Origin of the sequence: Acinetobacter sp. YWS30-1 (genome assembly GCF_033558715.1) — a bacterium.
In the GTDB taxonomy this organism is placed as follows: domain Bacteria; phylum Pseudomonadota; class Gammaproteobacteria; order Pseudomonadales; family Moraxellaceae; genus Acinetobacter.
The window spans coordinates 1,453,452-1,467,639 of the sequence record NZ_CP114606.1; the positions used below are offsets into that span (position 1 = coordinate 1,453,452).

General features: G+C 43.0%; 13 protein-coding genes. 8 read left to right on the top strand and 5 right to left on the bottom strand.

The features are described from left to right. Positions 1 to 18 precede the first annotated feature (18 nt). Both O4M77_RS06780 and O4M77_RS06785 read right to left on the bottom strand, forming a co-directional pair. Complete coding sequence (locus tag O4M77_RS06780) at positions 19 to 342, bottom strand: Rieske (2Fe-2S) protein (protein ID WP_323714045.1); 324 nt, start codon at positions 340 to 342, stop codon at positions 19 to 21. Further along, positions 342 to 1,346 carry an adenosine kinase gene (locus tag O4M77_RS06785; protein WP_323714046.1) on the bottom strand — a complete coding sequence of 335 codons (1,005 nt, stop codon included), beginning with the start codon at positions 1,344 to 1,346 and terminating at the stop codon, positions 342 to 344. The genes O4M77_RS06780 and O4M77_RS06785 overlap by 1 nt, the downstream gene beginning before the upstream one ends. A gap of 261 nt (positions 1,347 to 1,607) precedes the next feature. Here O4M77_RS06785 and O4M77_RS06790 point away from each other — a divergent pair, with 261 nt between their 5' ends. The 3 genes from O4M77_RS06790 (at position 1,608) to O4M77_RS06800 (ending at position 6,309) form a co-directional block, all read left to right on the top strand. Further along, entirely contained in the window at positions 1,608 to 2,057 is a 450-nt protein-coding gene (locus O4M77_RS06790; RefSeq protein ID WP_034170350.1) for a GNAT family N-acetyltransferase, read from the top strand. A gap of 147 nt (positions 2,058 to 2,204) precedes the next feature. Next, positions 2,205 to 5,144, top strand: coding sequence for an insulinase family protein (locus tag O4M77_RS06795; protein WP_323714047.1), 2,940 nt, complete (start codon positions 2,205 to 2,207; stop codon positions 5,142 to 5,144). A 22-nt stretch (positions 5,145 to 5,166) separates the two neighbouring features. Further along, positions 5,167 to 6,309 (top strand): phospholipase A, encoded by a 1,143-nt coding sequence (locus tag O4M77_RS06800; protein ID WP_159122738.1) that lies wholly within the window; start codon positions 5,167 to 5,169, stop codon positions 6,307 to 6,309. 64 nt (positions 6,310 to 6,373) lie between these two features. Here the strand turns inward: O4M77_RS06800 and O4M77_RS06805 are convergent, their stop codons facing one another. The 3 genes from O4M77_RS06805 to ilvA all read right to left on the bottom strand — a co-directional run bounded on the left by O4M77_RS06805 (position 6,374) and on the right by ilvA (position 10,068). After that, a complete protein-coding gene (locus O4M77_RS06805) occupies positions 6,374 to 7,714 on the bottom strand; it encodes a TrkH family potassium uptake protein (protein ID WP_004786026.1) in 1,341 nt (446 codons plus the stop codon). After that, complete coding sequence (locus O4M77_RS06810; RefSeq protein WP_104426160.1) at positions 7,711 to 8,367, bottom strand: potassium channel family protein; 657 nt, start codon at positions 8,365 to 8,367, stop codon at positions 7,711 to 7,713. The genes O4M77_RS06805 and O4M77_RS06810 overlap by 4 nt, the downstream gene beginning before the upstream one ends. Positions 8,368 to 8,529: 162 nt before the next feature. After that, positions 8,530 to 10,068, bottom strand: coding sequence for a threonine ammonia-lyase, biosynthetic (gene ilvA, locus O4M77_RS06815; protein WP_323714048.1), 1,539 nt, complete (start codon positions 10,066 to 10,068; stop codon positions 8,530 to 8,532). Between the two features lie 104 nt (positions 10,069 to 10,172). Between ilvA and rpiA the strand changes: the two genes are divergently transcribed. The 5 genes from rpiA (at position 10,173) to clpS (ending at position 14,179) form a co-directional block, all read left to right on the top strand. Beyond that, complete coding sequence (gene rpiA, locus O4M77_RS06820; protein WP_159122734.1) at positions 10,173 to 10,844, top strand: ribose-5-phosphate isomerase RpiA; 672 nt, start codon at positions 10,173 to 10,175, stop codon at positions 10,842 to 10,844. Between the two features lie 144 nt (positions 10,845 to 10,988). Beyond that, a complete protein-coding gene (locus O4M77_RS06825) occupies positions 10,989 to 11,669 on the top strand; it encodes a SprT family zinc-dependent metalloprotease (protein ID WP_323714049.1) in 681 nt (226 codons plus the stop codon). 199 nt (positions 11,670 to 11,868) lie between these two features. Beyond that, positions 11,869 to 12,924, top strand: a complete 1,056-nt coding sequence (gene argC, locus O4M77_RS06830; protein WP_180003247.1) for an N-acetyl-gamma-glutamyl-phosphate reductase — start codon at positions 11,869 to 11,871, stop codon at positions 12,922 to 12,924. Positions 12,925 to 13,000: 76 nt separating this feature from the next. Then, positions 13,001 to 13,747: a DUF6776 family protein gene (locus tag O4M77_RS06835; RefSeq protein WP_200230614.1), complete on the top strand. Its 747-nt coding sequence runs from the start codon at positions 13,001 to 13,003 to the stop codon at positions 13,745 to 13,747. Between the two features lie 18 nt (positions 13,748 to 13,765). Next, positions 13,766 to 14,179 (top strand): ATP-dependent Clp protease adapter ClpS, encoded by a 414-nt coding sequence (gene clpS / locus O4M77_RS06840; RefSeq protein ID WP_034170359.1) that lies wholly within the window; start codon positions 13,766 to 13,768, stop codon positions 14,177 to 14,179. The last annotated feature ends 9 nt before the right edge of the window (positions 14,180 to 14,188 follow it).

Here is a 14,188-nt window from a genome sequence, read left to right on the forward strand (position 1 = left end):
CAAAATCCGTTTTAGCTATTATTCTGAAAGATAAATTCCGCCATCAGAATGCACGGTAATATCAACTTTTTCAAGTGATTGACCTTGGCAAGGTCCAGAAATACATTCACCGCTTTCGACTACGAACAGTGCACCATGAGTAGAGCATTCAATAAACTGCTGATCACGGTCCAGAAACTGGTTTTCCAGAAATTCCAGTTCTACCTGTAAATGTGGACAAATATTCTGGTAAGCATAAAATGAACCATCACGCTGGGTGATAAAAATTGTATCCCCATTTGGAAGTTCGAAAGAGCGCGCTTCACGCTCTGGAATATCGTCAGTCATGCAAATTTTTAACATTAAGCACATTCCTTAAGAACATCTTTTAATAATGCGGTGTATTCTGAAACAGCCAAACGTGGACCAAATTGCGCTACTACTTGACTAGACACTAAAATTGCCAGTTCTGCTGCTGTTTTTAAGCCAAGACCCGCATTAAGTGCATATAAAAAAGCACCCGCGAAAGCATCGCCAGCACCATTCGCATCCAAGGCAGTTACAGCACGGCCCGGTACAGTAAAGGTTTCACCATTATTGGAAATAAGCGCACCCTCAGCTGACATTGTAATGACAACGTATTGACTTAATTCTTTAAGTTTAACCAGAGCGGCTTCGACGGTATCTGTTTCGGTATACATCAATGCTTCTTGCTGGTTGCAGAACAAGAGATCTACACCATCTGCAATCATTTCATCCAGACCGGCACGGGCATATTGCACCATCGCAGGATCAGAAAGGGTAAATGCGATTTTAACCCTATTGGCTTTGGCAATTTCACGCGCCTGTTTTACGGCCTGACGTGCTGTTTCGGAAGTGGATAGATAACCTTCGATATAGAGCCATTTAGCAGTTGTTAAAGGCTGGAAGTCAATCTGTTCATCTGTGAGTTCAGCAGTAATACCTAAATAGGTATGCATGGTACGTTCAGAATCTGGGCTGACCAGAACCATACAGGTACCTGTTACGCCTTCACTAATCGATTGGGTTGTAGTTTTAATGCCAGCTTCATTTAAGCCATGCAGATAGATATGACCCAAATCATCATTACCGACACGGCAGGCATAGAATGCAGAGCCGCCCAAAGCTGCAAATGCAACTGTAGTATTGGCTGCTGAACCGCCTGAAGCCTGACCTTTATAAGTTTGAGTTGCTTTTAAGTTTTGATACAGAGTAGCCTGAGCTTCACCATCCGCAAGTTGCATGGTGCCTTTTTGCAAGTGATGTGCAGTTAAAAACTCATCAGAAACTTTAAATTCCTGGTCAATCAGCGCATTGCCAATCGCAAAAAGGTCAACAGTAGACATATCCAAATATCACATTAAAAATGAAAGTGCTAAGTTTACACGATTGCTCGGGTTTGCTGTAGTTCACTGAAACATTTTCAGAATACTTTAAAAAATACTGTAACTTATTCAGCTTGAATCTTTGGTCTAAGAATTGATTTATTTTTAAACGGTAGCGAGTGCAGCCATTGATTTAAAGGTTGGATTTTATTTATAAGATTAGAGTACCAAGCAGTTATACTGGTGCGACATTTGAACAATCATCTAAAACAGTGTGGGTATATGGATATTAAGATTGTAACAGCCGAGCAGCTCCCTGATCAGATTGACACTTTAGCGACACTGGCGCGTAAAGAAGGTTATGACCTGATTGATAAGTTAATTGAAGAATACCGCACTGGAAAAAACTGTTTCAGTCAAAATAATGAATTTCTGGCCTGTGCCTATGATGGCAATAAACTGATTGCCTGTGGCGGCTTAAACCAGCAATGGGGCGATAACGGCATTGAAGAAAGAATTGGCCGGGTACGTCGCTTCTATGTGCATCCAAAATATCGTCAACATGGTGTAGGTAAGCAGCTTCTAGCTTATCTGGAGCAGTTGGCACGACCATTTTATTCAGCACTTTGTTTACAGACCGATACCAAACTGGCCGCCAGTTTCTATCAAAAACAGAACTATGTCTTTGTTGAAAACCACCCGAGTTATAACTATTTCAAGTATATGATCTAGAGATCATTGCCAAACCTGATCATTTAAAAATCAGATGATCAGGTTTACTTAATTCGATCAAAATCCTCGGTTTTCTGCGTGAATAATTCAAACAACTACAGCTATAATGCGAATAATAATTTTTTAATTTAAGCATTAGGAGATCGCATGACTGTAGATGTCACTGAAACCATTTCTCAAACTGTACATCCTGCGTTTCAGTTGGTACGTCAACAACATGTTGAAGCTTTAGACATTTTAGTGTCTGAATATAAGCATAAAGTGACTGGCGCCACCCATTATCATCTGGCGACCAATCATGATGAAAATGTTTTTCTTGTTGCGTTTCGCACTCAGCCAATGGATTCGAAAGGTGAAGCGCACATTCTGGAACATACTGCACTGTGCGGCTCAGAAAAATTCCCGGTACGTGATCCGTTCTTCTTGATGATTCGCCGTTCGCTTAATACTTTTATGAATGCCTTTACAGCGGCAGACTGGACGGCTTATCCATTCGCAACTCAAAATGATAAAGACTTCCAGAACTTATTAGAAGTTTATATGGATGCGGCCTTTGCTGCGAACCTGAATCCGCTGGATTTTGCTCAGGAAGGTATCCGTATTGAGCTGGAAAATGGCGAGCCAGTGTATAAAGGCGTGGTATTTAATGAAATGAAAGGGGCAATGAGTTCACCTTCAGATCAACTTTATCATACTTTGGCGCATCACTTATTCCCGGACACTACCTATCACTACAACTCAGGCGGCGATCCTAAAGATATTCCAAACCTGACTTATGAAGAGTTGGTGAATTTCTATAAAACGCATTATCATCCAAGTAATGCAGTATTTATGACCTTTGGTAATAAATCTGCTGCTGAGTTACAGGAACAGTTTGAAAATCTGGCACTGTCTAAATTTGGAAAAGGTGAAACACTTTATTCAACGCCAGAAACCCGTTTAACTGCGCCACTCAATGTAACAGAAACCTATGCAGTTGATGGGGAAGATCTGAAGGACAAGACTTATCACGTATTGTCATGGTTATTGCCAGAAGCGAGTGATATCAAGTTACGTTTAGGCTTGCGTCTCGTAGAAGGGATTTTGCTGGAAGATTCAGCATCTCCCTTACGTCATTACTTGGAAACCTGTGGTTATGCACAGTCAACTGGCCCATTCATGGGCGTAGATGATTCCAACTTTGAAATGACCTTCTACTGCGCGGTTCAAGGTTCAAACCCGGAACATGCTGAAGAATTCAAAAACGGAGTTTTCAAAGTTCTGGAAGATGTTGCCTCTAAACCTGTTGATCAACAGGCAGTAGATGCGATCCTGCATCAGATCGAATTGCATCAGCGTGAAATCAATGGTGATGGTACACCGTATGGCCTAAGCCTGATCTTGAGCGGTTTAAGCAGTGCAATTCACCATCGTGATCCGGTTGAAGTCTGGGATGTGGATTCTGCGATTGCTTCAGTAAAAGAAGAGTTGCAAGATCCAATGTGGCTGTCGAATCTGATTAAAGAGCATCTACTGGATAATCCGCACCGTGTTCAACTGACTCTGGTTCCGGATGCAACTAAATCTGCCAAAGAAGTGGAAGAAGAAAAAGCACGTCTGGCTGAAATTTGTAAAGCTTTAACTGAAGAGCAAAAAGCAGAGATCAATGCTCAAACTGAAGCGTTAAATATCCGCCAAGATACTCCAGATGATTTGAATCTGTTACCTAAGGTGGGTCTGGAAGATGTGCCTGCGGAATTGCAGATTGTTCAAGGCCAGTTGCGTGAGATTATCTGTAACCGCGTAGATACGCCGTTGAATCTTTATCATGCAGGTACCAATGGGATTTATTACCAACAGGTATTGGTGAAAATTCCAGATGAAGTGGTGCAATCACCGTATTTCAACCTGTTGTCTATTTTAATGGGTGAAGTTGGTGCGGGTGAATATGATTACCTGCAATTCCAGCAACTGCAAACAGCAGTCAGTGGTGGTCTGGGCATGGGCGCTTCATTGCGTTCTAAAGTGGATGACAAGAACAAGATCAGTGCGTGGTTAACTTTAACGACTAAATCTTTGGCTAGCCATCTGGATGCGATCCGTCTGTTAAAAATCGGTTTCGAGCAACTTCGCTTTGATGAAAAAGGCCGTATTATTGAGTTATTACAACAGCGTAAAACTCGTTGGCAGTCGCGTATTTCCGGTTCTGGTCATAGCTATGCGATGCAAGTGGCATCACGTCAGCATAGCGCTCTAGCCTTGCGTGATTATCATAATACCGGTCTGGGTGCTTTGAACTGGCTGATTAACTTGGTCAATCAGGCTGAAAAAGATACAGCAGCTTATGATGCCATGATTGAGGAATTAAAACGCATTCATACAGTCTTGCTACAAGCACCAAAACAATTCCTGTTGGTGTGTGAAGAACAGCAGTCTGAGCGTCTGATTGAAGAAATTCAAAACGTGTGGGACAAACTGGAAGTGAATACTGCACCTGCAGAATTGACTCAGGTTGAAAAAGTTAATCATAGCAATGATGAAGCCTGGTTGATTCAGACTAATGTGCAGTTCTGTGCAGCAGCTTATCCTGCGGTAGAAGTTTCACATCCTGATGCTGCTGCTTTGATGGTATTGGCAGGCTACTTGCGTAATGGTTATCTGCATAGCGCAATCCGTGAAAAAGGCGGTGCTTATGGTGGTGGCGCAAGCTATGACGGAAATGCATGTTCTTTCCGCTTCTATAGTTATCGCGATCCACGCTTAGCAGAGACTTTCCAGGACTTTGATGCAAGTATCCAATGGTTGCTTAACGCACCTCAACAACCGCATCAGCTGGAAGAAGCCATCTTGGGTTTAATTGCCAGTATGGACAAACCGGGGTCACCAGCAGGTGAAGCGATTACTGCCTGTTATGCCTACCTGCATCAACGTACGCCAGCATTCCGTAAACAGCTTCGGGAACGTTTGTTGCATGTCACTCTAGATGATTTGAAACGTGTCGCACAGACTTATCTGGTTGAACAGCAAGCTTCAAAAGCGGTGGTTGCGCCATTTGCCAAACGAGAAACTTTAGAACAACTCGGCTTTACAATTCAGCAAGTTCAATAAATAAAAACAATGAGGATAGAGGATGGCGCTTAATTCTATTAAGCGCTCAACTTTGCAGCTGGGCGTTTTGCTTGGCTGTGTAGTTGGGACGCAAGTTAATGCGGAAGATAAAACTGTAGCGAGTAGTCCGATGCCGGCAACGGCGGAGGCTTGCTCTGCGGTTGAAACCAATTCAGAACGCTTGGCCTGTTATGATGCGGTATTTAAAATACCGGCCGATAGTAAGCCAGATATTGTTTCTGAACGGCGTGCAGCCATAGAAATTGCGCCCGAACCTGATAACCTCAAAGCAAAAATTGAACAAACCGTTTCCAATATCTATGCTTCAGAAGGATCAAAGCTGACTCCGACTTTATCCTTGCTGGATAGTCGTTGGGAATTGTCGCCGGAAAGTAAACTGGGTACCTGGAATATCCGTTCTTATCAGCCGATTTATCTGATGCCAGGATTCTGGACTTCCAAGAAAAACGAGTTTCCGCAAAGTGAAAACCCAAATAACACGGTTGAAGAAGACCAGAATTTGACCTCGATTGAGGGGAAATTCCAGTTATCTTTAAAAACCAAGGCGGTTGAAAATATTCTGGGTGACAATGGTGATCTCTGGCTGGGCTATACCCAGTCTTCACGCTGGCAGGTATATAACTCGGAAGAGTCCCGACCATTTCGTGAAACCAATTATGAGCCTGAAGCCAGCCTGATCTTCCGTACCAATTATGATCTGTTTGGTTTGAACTGGCGTATGCTGGGACTAACCCTGAATCATCAATCTAATGGCCGTTCCGATCCATTATCTCGTAGCTGGAACCGGGTAATGCTGAATCTCGGTTTCGAAAAAGACAACTTCGCCATGATGCTGCGCCCTTGGTATCGTATCGAAGAAGATCGTGCAGATGACAATAATCCCGAGATTAAAAACTATATCGGGCGTGGGGATTTAACTGCATTTTATCGTCATAATGCCCACGATTTTTCCCTGATGTTGCGTCATACGCTAAAAGGTGGGGATGATAACCGTGGTGCGGTACAGTTTGACTGGTCATTTCCGATCAGTGGGCGTCTACGCGGCCAATTCCAGCTCTTTGATGGTTATGGTGAAAGTCTGATTGATTATAATCACCGTGCGACCTATGTGGGCTTGGGTGTATCCTTAATGAATTGGTACTAATCTGTTTCATGTAAAAAACCACGCTTAGGCGTGGTTTTTTTGCTTATACCTATTCATTTAAATCTTAACCAATCTGAATTTCTGAAGGCGGATGTTTAAGACGGCTTTTCTTCGGTGTTGCAATTAAATAGGCAAGGGTCAAAGGTCCTAGACGACCCGCATACATCATAAGCATCAGAATGATTAAACTCGCTGGTTGCAATTCTCCAGTAACACCACGCGTTAATCCGACCGTACAGGCGGCAGAAACCGCCTCAAACAGTAAATCTAAAAAATCATGATCGGGTTCTAGAATGAGTAAACTCATAAAACCGGTCATGACCAGACCTGCGGTAATACACACAACCGCTAAAGCCTTAAAAGTGGTTTTTTCAGAAATAGAATGATTGAACAAGCGAATTTCATCTTCACGGCGTAGAAAACTGATTACGCTGATCACCACAATAATAAAGGTGCCAACTTTAATTCCACCCGCCGTACTTAAGGAGCCACCACCAATAAACATTAAAAAAATGGTGACTAGACTTGAGGCATCGCTCATCTGGTCCATGGGCAGACTATAAAAACCCGAAGAGCGGGGAACAGTGGCATGGAACCAGGCATTGAGTGCCTGATCACCTACACTCATCAGCGCTAAAGTCTGTGGATTAGAGGCTTCTAATAGCCAGAGTACAATAAAAGCACTCAGGTTAAGGCCCATAATCGTCGTTAGAATCAGCTTGCTATTCGGGCTAAGCTTGCGCCAGCTTTTATTCTGTTTTACATCCATCAGAACCAGAAAACCGATCCCGCCAATGATATACAGCATGCTGATCGTAAAGGTCACGAAATACTGGCCGGAAAAGCTCATCAAGCTATTGGGGAAAAGGGAAAATCCGCCATTATTAAACGCAGAAACACTATAGAAAGCTGCATAAAACAGTGCTTCACCAAAAGGATAGTCTTCCAGCCACGCCAAGGTTAAAATCAGGGTGCCAATGGCTTCGAAAAACAGGGAATATAGGAATACCGCTTTAATGGTAAAACTGACTTTCTTCAAACTGGTCTGGCCAATAGATTCCTGTGCCATCACTTGCTGTCTTAAGCCAAGTTTAGGCGATAAGCTCATGAAGGCGAGTATGGCAAAGGTCATAAAACCGAGGCCACCACATTGCAGCAGGAACATAATTACAACCTGCCCAAAGGGTGTATAAGCTTCACCAACATTGACCACAGATAGCCCGGTAATTGTCACTGCAGAAGTTGCTGTAAAAATCGCTTCTAACCAGCTGATTTCAGTTTGATGCGCAAAGGGCAGCATCAGTAATAAAGAACCAATAAAAATCAGTCCGAGAAAACCTAAGGCCAGCAGACTCGGTGGACTGAGATTGACAATCCTGTTCTGGTTTAAATTTGAGCTTTTCATATGGCCTTAAAATGCTTGGACAAACGGCGTAGAGGCTCTAGTAATCCTTCGACCACCAGAATGTCACCTTCCTTAAGTAGCAGCTCAAGATCCACGATATGTTGTATTTCAGTGCCGCGTTTATGTAAAAGAACTTTAATTTCGGGAACCTGACTCATTAACTGGTGTAAGGGAGTGTCATGATGATCGGCATGAATCTCGATTTTGACAATATAATGATCATCTTCAAGTGACATATAACGGCTAACCATCGGGTAGCTGAGTGATTGTGCCACACGAACGCCCATATCTTCTTCTGGGTGAATAATTTTTTCGACATTCAGATGAGTCAAAATCATATGATGGGCTTTGGATTTGGCTTTGGCCCAGATTTTTTTTACACCCATATTTTTTAGATGCAGTACACACAGAATGCTGGCTTCAATATCTTCACCAATCGCGACTACGACTGCTTCACAGCGCTGGATATCCAGTTCATCCAGGACATGCTCATCGGTTGCATCGGCAATCACCGCATGGGTAAGCTGATCGGAAATATTTTCCACATATTTTTTATCGAGATCGATTCCAATCACATCATGTTTCAGGCTGATCAGTTGAGTCGCTACTGTTGCACCGAAGCTGCCCAGCCCAATGACTGCAAATAATGCCATGCATATTTCCCTAAATCTTTTTATTTCAAATCAGTTCATGTCTAAGTACGTATCTTAAAGATTTTTATAGTTTTCAGCTATCTGGCCTTACATAAATACTTCATACATTTTTTTAGCTGGACATAAAAAAACCGCCTCGAAAGGCGGTTTATATCAAACTGATTATTTCAAGAAACGCTGATAACCCAGGTTGTTGGTGATTTCTTCATATGGATAAGTAATGCTTTCCAATGTCTCAATCAAACCATCTGGATTTTGCTGTGCATCTTCTGCTTCCAGGCCGACCAGTACGCGACCTTCTGCAGCGCCGTGGTTACGGTAATGGAACAGGGTGATGTTATGCGTTGGGCCAAGACATTCCAGGAACATTAGCAGGGCACCTGGACGTTCCGGGAATTCCACACGGAACAGACGCTCATTTTCAATATCAGCATGACCGCCAATCAGGTAACGGATATGTAGTTTTGCGACTTCGTCATCAGACAGATCATCAACATCGTAGTCGAATTTCAGGTTTTCATAGATTTCCTGACGTTCTTTTTCACCATTTTTCAGGCTGATACCGACAAAGACCTGAGCTGCAGAAGCATCACTTGAACGGTAGTTAAACTCTGTGATATTACGGCCTTGTAGTGCACGGCAGAATTTCAGGAATGAACCTTTTTCTTCTGGAATAGTTACGGCAAAGATAGCTTCTTTGCGTTCGCCGAGTTCTGTACGTTCGGCAATATAGCGCAGACGGTCGAAGTTCATGTTCGCACCGCAAACAATCGATACGATGTTTTTGCCTTGAATGCCGTGTTCAGCGACATATTTTTTAATCCCTGCCAACGCCATTGCACCTGACGGTTCTACGATGCTACGGCATTCATCATAAGTATCTTTAATTGCTGCACAGACTTCATCGGTATTGACCAGTACCACATCAGGTTCAACAATTGGGCCAGAATTATCTGATTTTTGCAGACGGATCACATCAAATGGTTTTTCACCAATTTGTGCCACCGCAGTACCATCGGCAAATAAACCGACTGATGGCAGAATCACACGTTCATTGGCTTCTAAGGCCGCTTTTAAGCACGCGGATTCATCATATTCCACAGGAATCACTTTGACATGCGGAGCCACATCTCCCAAGTACGCTGCAACACCGGCAATCAGGCCACCACCACCAACAGCAACGAAGACATATTCTACATCGCGCCATTGACGCAGGATTTCATTGGCAATCGTACCTTGACCGGCCATCACCAGTTCATCGTCATAAGGTGGAATAAAGGTCATGCCATCTTCTTGGGCACGTTGAATGGCATATTTATTGGCAACGTCAAATGAATCACCATGTAATACTACTTCACCCCCTAAACGTTTTACTGCTTGGACTTTAATGTCGGGCGTGGTCTTTGGCATCACAATAATCGCGCGAATACCCAGCTTTTTCCCTGACAGTGCCACGCCTTGGGCATGGTTGCCTGCTGAAGCTGTGATAACGCCACGTTCGAGTTGTGATTTCGGTAATTGACTAATACGGTTATAGGCACCGCGTAGTTTAAATGAAAAGACCGGTTGTAAATCTTCACGTTTAAAGCGAATGTTATTATTTAAGCGTTCGCTAATTCGTGGCGCTGCTTCGAGTGGGGTTTCGATTGCAACATCGTAGACCGTTGCTTGTAAAATTTGTCGAACCAAACGAGACAGCATGTTAATTTTCCATCTAACAGTTTAAAATAAGACTCTATTGTAACAAACCACACGGCTTTGCGGTTTAAAATTACTGCAAAAGTCCAAATTAGTTGAGTGATGTCATGAGTCTATATGCAACCCAAGATGAGAAAAAACAAGCTGCAGCCAAAGCGGCTTTAAAACACTTACCAAAAGGGGGCATTTTAGGCGTAGGTACAGGTAGTACCGTTAACTTTTTAATTGACCTTTTACCAGAACTGCAATTGGAAGCTGCTGTTGCAAGTTCTGAAGCGACTGCACAGCGTCTGAAAAAATTAGGCATTGAAGTGGTTGATATGAATAGCGTGGGCGGTTTAGATGCCTATGTCGATGGTGCTGATGAAATTGACCGTCATATGCACATGATCAAAGGTGGTGGTGCTGCGCTTACACGTGAAAAAATCGTGGCGTCGATTGCGAAAAAATTCGTATGTATCGTCGATGATTCGAAATGGGTAGAGCAGTTGGGTCGTGATTTCCCATTACCTGTTGAAGTGATTCCAATGGCACGTTCAGCAGTCGCACGTAAGTTGGTGGCATTAGGTGGTGATCCTGCTTACCGTGAAGGTGTAGTGACTGATAATGGAAATGTTATTTTGGATGTGCATAACCTGAATATTCTGAATGCGCTTGAGCTGGAAAAAACGATTAATGACATTCCAGGCGTCGTATGTAACGGTATTTTCGCGATCAATAAAGCGGATATTGCGATTGTTGCGACCAATAATGGTATTGAAGAGCGTACAGCGATTTAAGAAATCCTCCCTGACCCTCCTTTTTCAAAGGAGGGAAAAGTCTTTAATTTGATAAAGCTCCTCGAAACTTCTATAAGTTTGAACTTCCCCCTTTATTAAAGGGGGATCGAGGGGGATTAGTAAAATAACGATTAAATATAAAAAATGACCCTAAACGACCTGCCCGAAATCCAAATCACCCGAAATGTTCGCTCAACACGTCTCAGACTGCGTGTAGAGGGTGATCAAATCCGTTTAACCGCACCTGTATTTTGTAGCAAAAAACAGATTCAGAATTTTATTGACCAAGCGGAAAGCTGGCTACTGAAAACATGGAAATTGCAGCAGGAAAAAAATCAAAGTATTGATAGATCTTTACCAGCAGAATTGCAGCTTTTCAATCAGGCTCAGCCAATCCAGATCGTGTATCAAAGTCAAAAGCAAGACTTTGTTTTTGATGCTAAATTATTACAGCTATCGATCAGTGACCGTCATCCTGAAACCTATTTAAAAGCTTTTGTGATTACCTATGCTAAAGAACAGTTGCCTGTTTATCTGAACAAAGTAAGCCATGAAACAGGATTATCATTTAACATTTGTAATGTTCGCCAACCGAAAACACGATGGGGTAGTTGTTCTGCCAAACATGACATCATGCTAAATAGTGGCATCATTCTGTTTCCTGAAAATATTGTGCGTTATTTATGTGTGCATGAACTGGCCCATACCCGGCATTTTGACCATAGTCCACGATTTTGGGCAGAGGTAGCAAAGCATGATCCAAATTATTTAATTCACCGTAAAATTCTGAAAAATACTGTCATGCCATATTGGTGGGCAGCTTAAGAATATCTTTAAAGGAACGAGGATAGTATTTATTTACTTCCAAATAGCCTAAGCAATAGGTATCATCCTCTCAAATTTTTTAAAAACACTCAAAATAAAAGGGGTAAATAAAAAACCATCAATCCCTAGTGAAACAGTTTAGAAAACCTCAAGTTCCTGTCATACTACAGCCCATAAAGGAAACATCTAGTTTGAGGTAATCATCGTGATTTCAGTGGGTATTGTGGGTGGTACAGGTTATACAGGCGTTGAACTTTTACGTCTATTACTGCGACATCCGAATGTAGAGGTTAAAGCACTGACATCACGTACTGAAGCAGGCCGCCGTGTCGATGACATGTTCCCGAGTCTGCGTGGACATACGGATCTTCAGTTTTCTGACCTCAGCCTTGATCTTTTAAAAGCATGTGATGTGGTATTTTTCGCGACACCACATGGGGTTGCCATGAAACATGCTGAAGAACTTGTCGCAGCCAATACCAAGGTAATTGACCTTGCAGCTGATTTCCGTTTGCAAAATCTGGCACAGTTCGAAAAATGGTATGGCATGGAACATGCTTGCCCAGAAGTGTTAAAAGATTCTGTTTATGGTCTGTCTGAACTTAACCGTGACCAGATCAAACAGGCGAGTGTGATTGGTAATCCGGGCTGTTATCCAACGACAGTTCAGCTTGGTCTGGCACCAGTATTAAAATCAAGTGAGGCCTTGGTAAAACCAGAAAGCATTATTATCGATGCAAAATCTGGGGTATCAGGTGCGGGCCGTAAAGCCAGCCTGGGCATGATCTATTCTGAAAATGCTGATAACTTTAAGGCTTATGGCGTTGCGGGCCACCGTCACCATCCTGAAATCGTAGAAGCATTAGAAAACATTTCAGGTCAAAAAGGCGTGTTTGACCATATCCTGTTTGTGCCGCATCTAGTGCCGATGATTCGTGGGATGTTATCAACGATTTATATCGATTTGACTGAAGCAGGTCAGGCAGCTGACTTGCAGTCACTGTACGAGCAGTTCTATGCCAATGAACAGTTTGTTGATGTAATGCCAGCAGGCAGTTCGCCAGAAACCCGTTCGGTGCGTGGTGCTAACCAGTTGCGTATTGCACTATACAAACCACAACCAACCAAGCTGGTGATTCTGGTGGCTCAGGACAATCTAGTCAAAGGTGCAGCTGGTCAGGCAGTACAGAACATGAACCTGATGTTTGGCTTTGCAGAAAATGCAGGCTTGAATAATATTGGTTTATTACCATAAAAAACGTATTAGAACTTCACACACATTTAGATTTGGATTTAAATGTGTGTCTTGAACAAAGTATACAGAGATCAAAATGCCGAATAATGAGTCAAACATGACGATCCAGGAACCATCTACAAAGAAACCATTGATGAAAGGCAATACACCTTTGGTAATCGGTGCTGCTGTGTTGATTCTGGGTAGTGGCTTGCTGGGCTATACGGTCGGGCATCGGCAAGGTTTGACTGCGGTGGGCTTTGAGGCGGATGCAGAACAATTGGTTGAAGTAGTACAAAAACAGAAAACCAGTCTGGAAACACTGAATAAATCTCTGAATACAGCGGTACAGGAACGTGATTTGGCCGTTAGTAATGCCAATGATCTTTATCTGGCTGCAAATAAGGCGCGTGATGCTCAAGAGCAGGCTGAAAGCGTTGGTACGATCTATCGTGAGATCTTGCGTCAACGCGGTGGTCTGGCGCTGACAGTTCAACATCTGGGGATTAAAGCCTTGCCTGATAATGCCTTCGAATACCAGATTGATCTGATTCAGGTCAGCCCGGGCAAAAATCGCGCCTCTGGTACAGTGGAGCTACGTTTGATTAAGGGTACTGAAATTCTGGTCGTGCCGCTTGAAGATAAAAACTTTAATTTCGACAATTATGAACGTTTGACTGGTCGCTGGACCATGCCTAAAGGTTTTAAACCAGAATTTATTGAAGTGCGCCTCTCAGGGACTAAGCCTGTGATTCGCCGTTTTAGCTGGGATCAGGGGAAAGCTGTTGAAAGCCAGTCAACAGTCCTGTCAGAGATTCCAAAAACTGAAGCAAATGCAAATTAAGTGTGAAATAGAAATCGTATGCCAAGCAATAAACGTCCAAAATGTTTAAGTGAGATCAAAAATTCTTTTTACGAGTCCGGCATGGTTGATTGGCATATTAGCCCGCGTTTAACAGACGAGCCTTTTCACGATGATGACGCTGACCTTGCAGTCCAGACTGCACCTCCTGAACTGAAGCGTCCACCGATGTATGCAGTGGTATTATTGAATGACGACTACACTCCAATGGAGTTTGTAATTGAAATTTTACAACAATACTTTGCAATGAATCTTGACCAAGCTACACAAGTAATGCTAACTGTACATTATGAAGGAAAAGGTGTAGCTGGGGTCTATCCTCGAGACATTGCGGAAACCAAAGCGAACCAAGTCAATAATTACGCTCGATCTCAAGGTCATCCTTTACTTTGCCAGATTGAGCCGAAAGATTAAGGGGGTTGC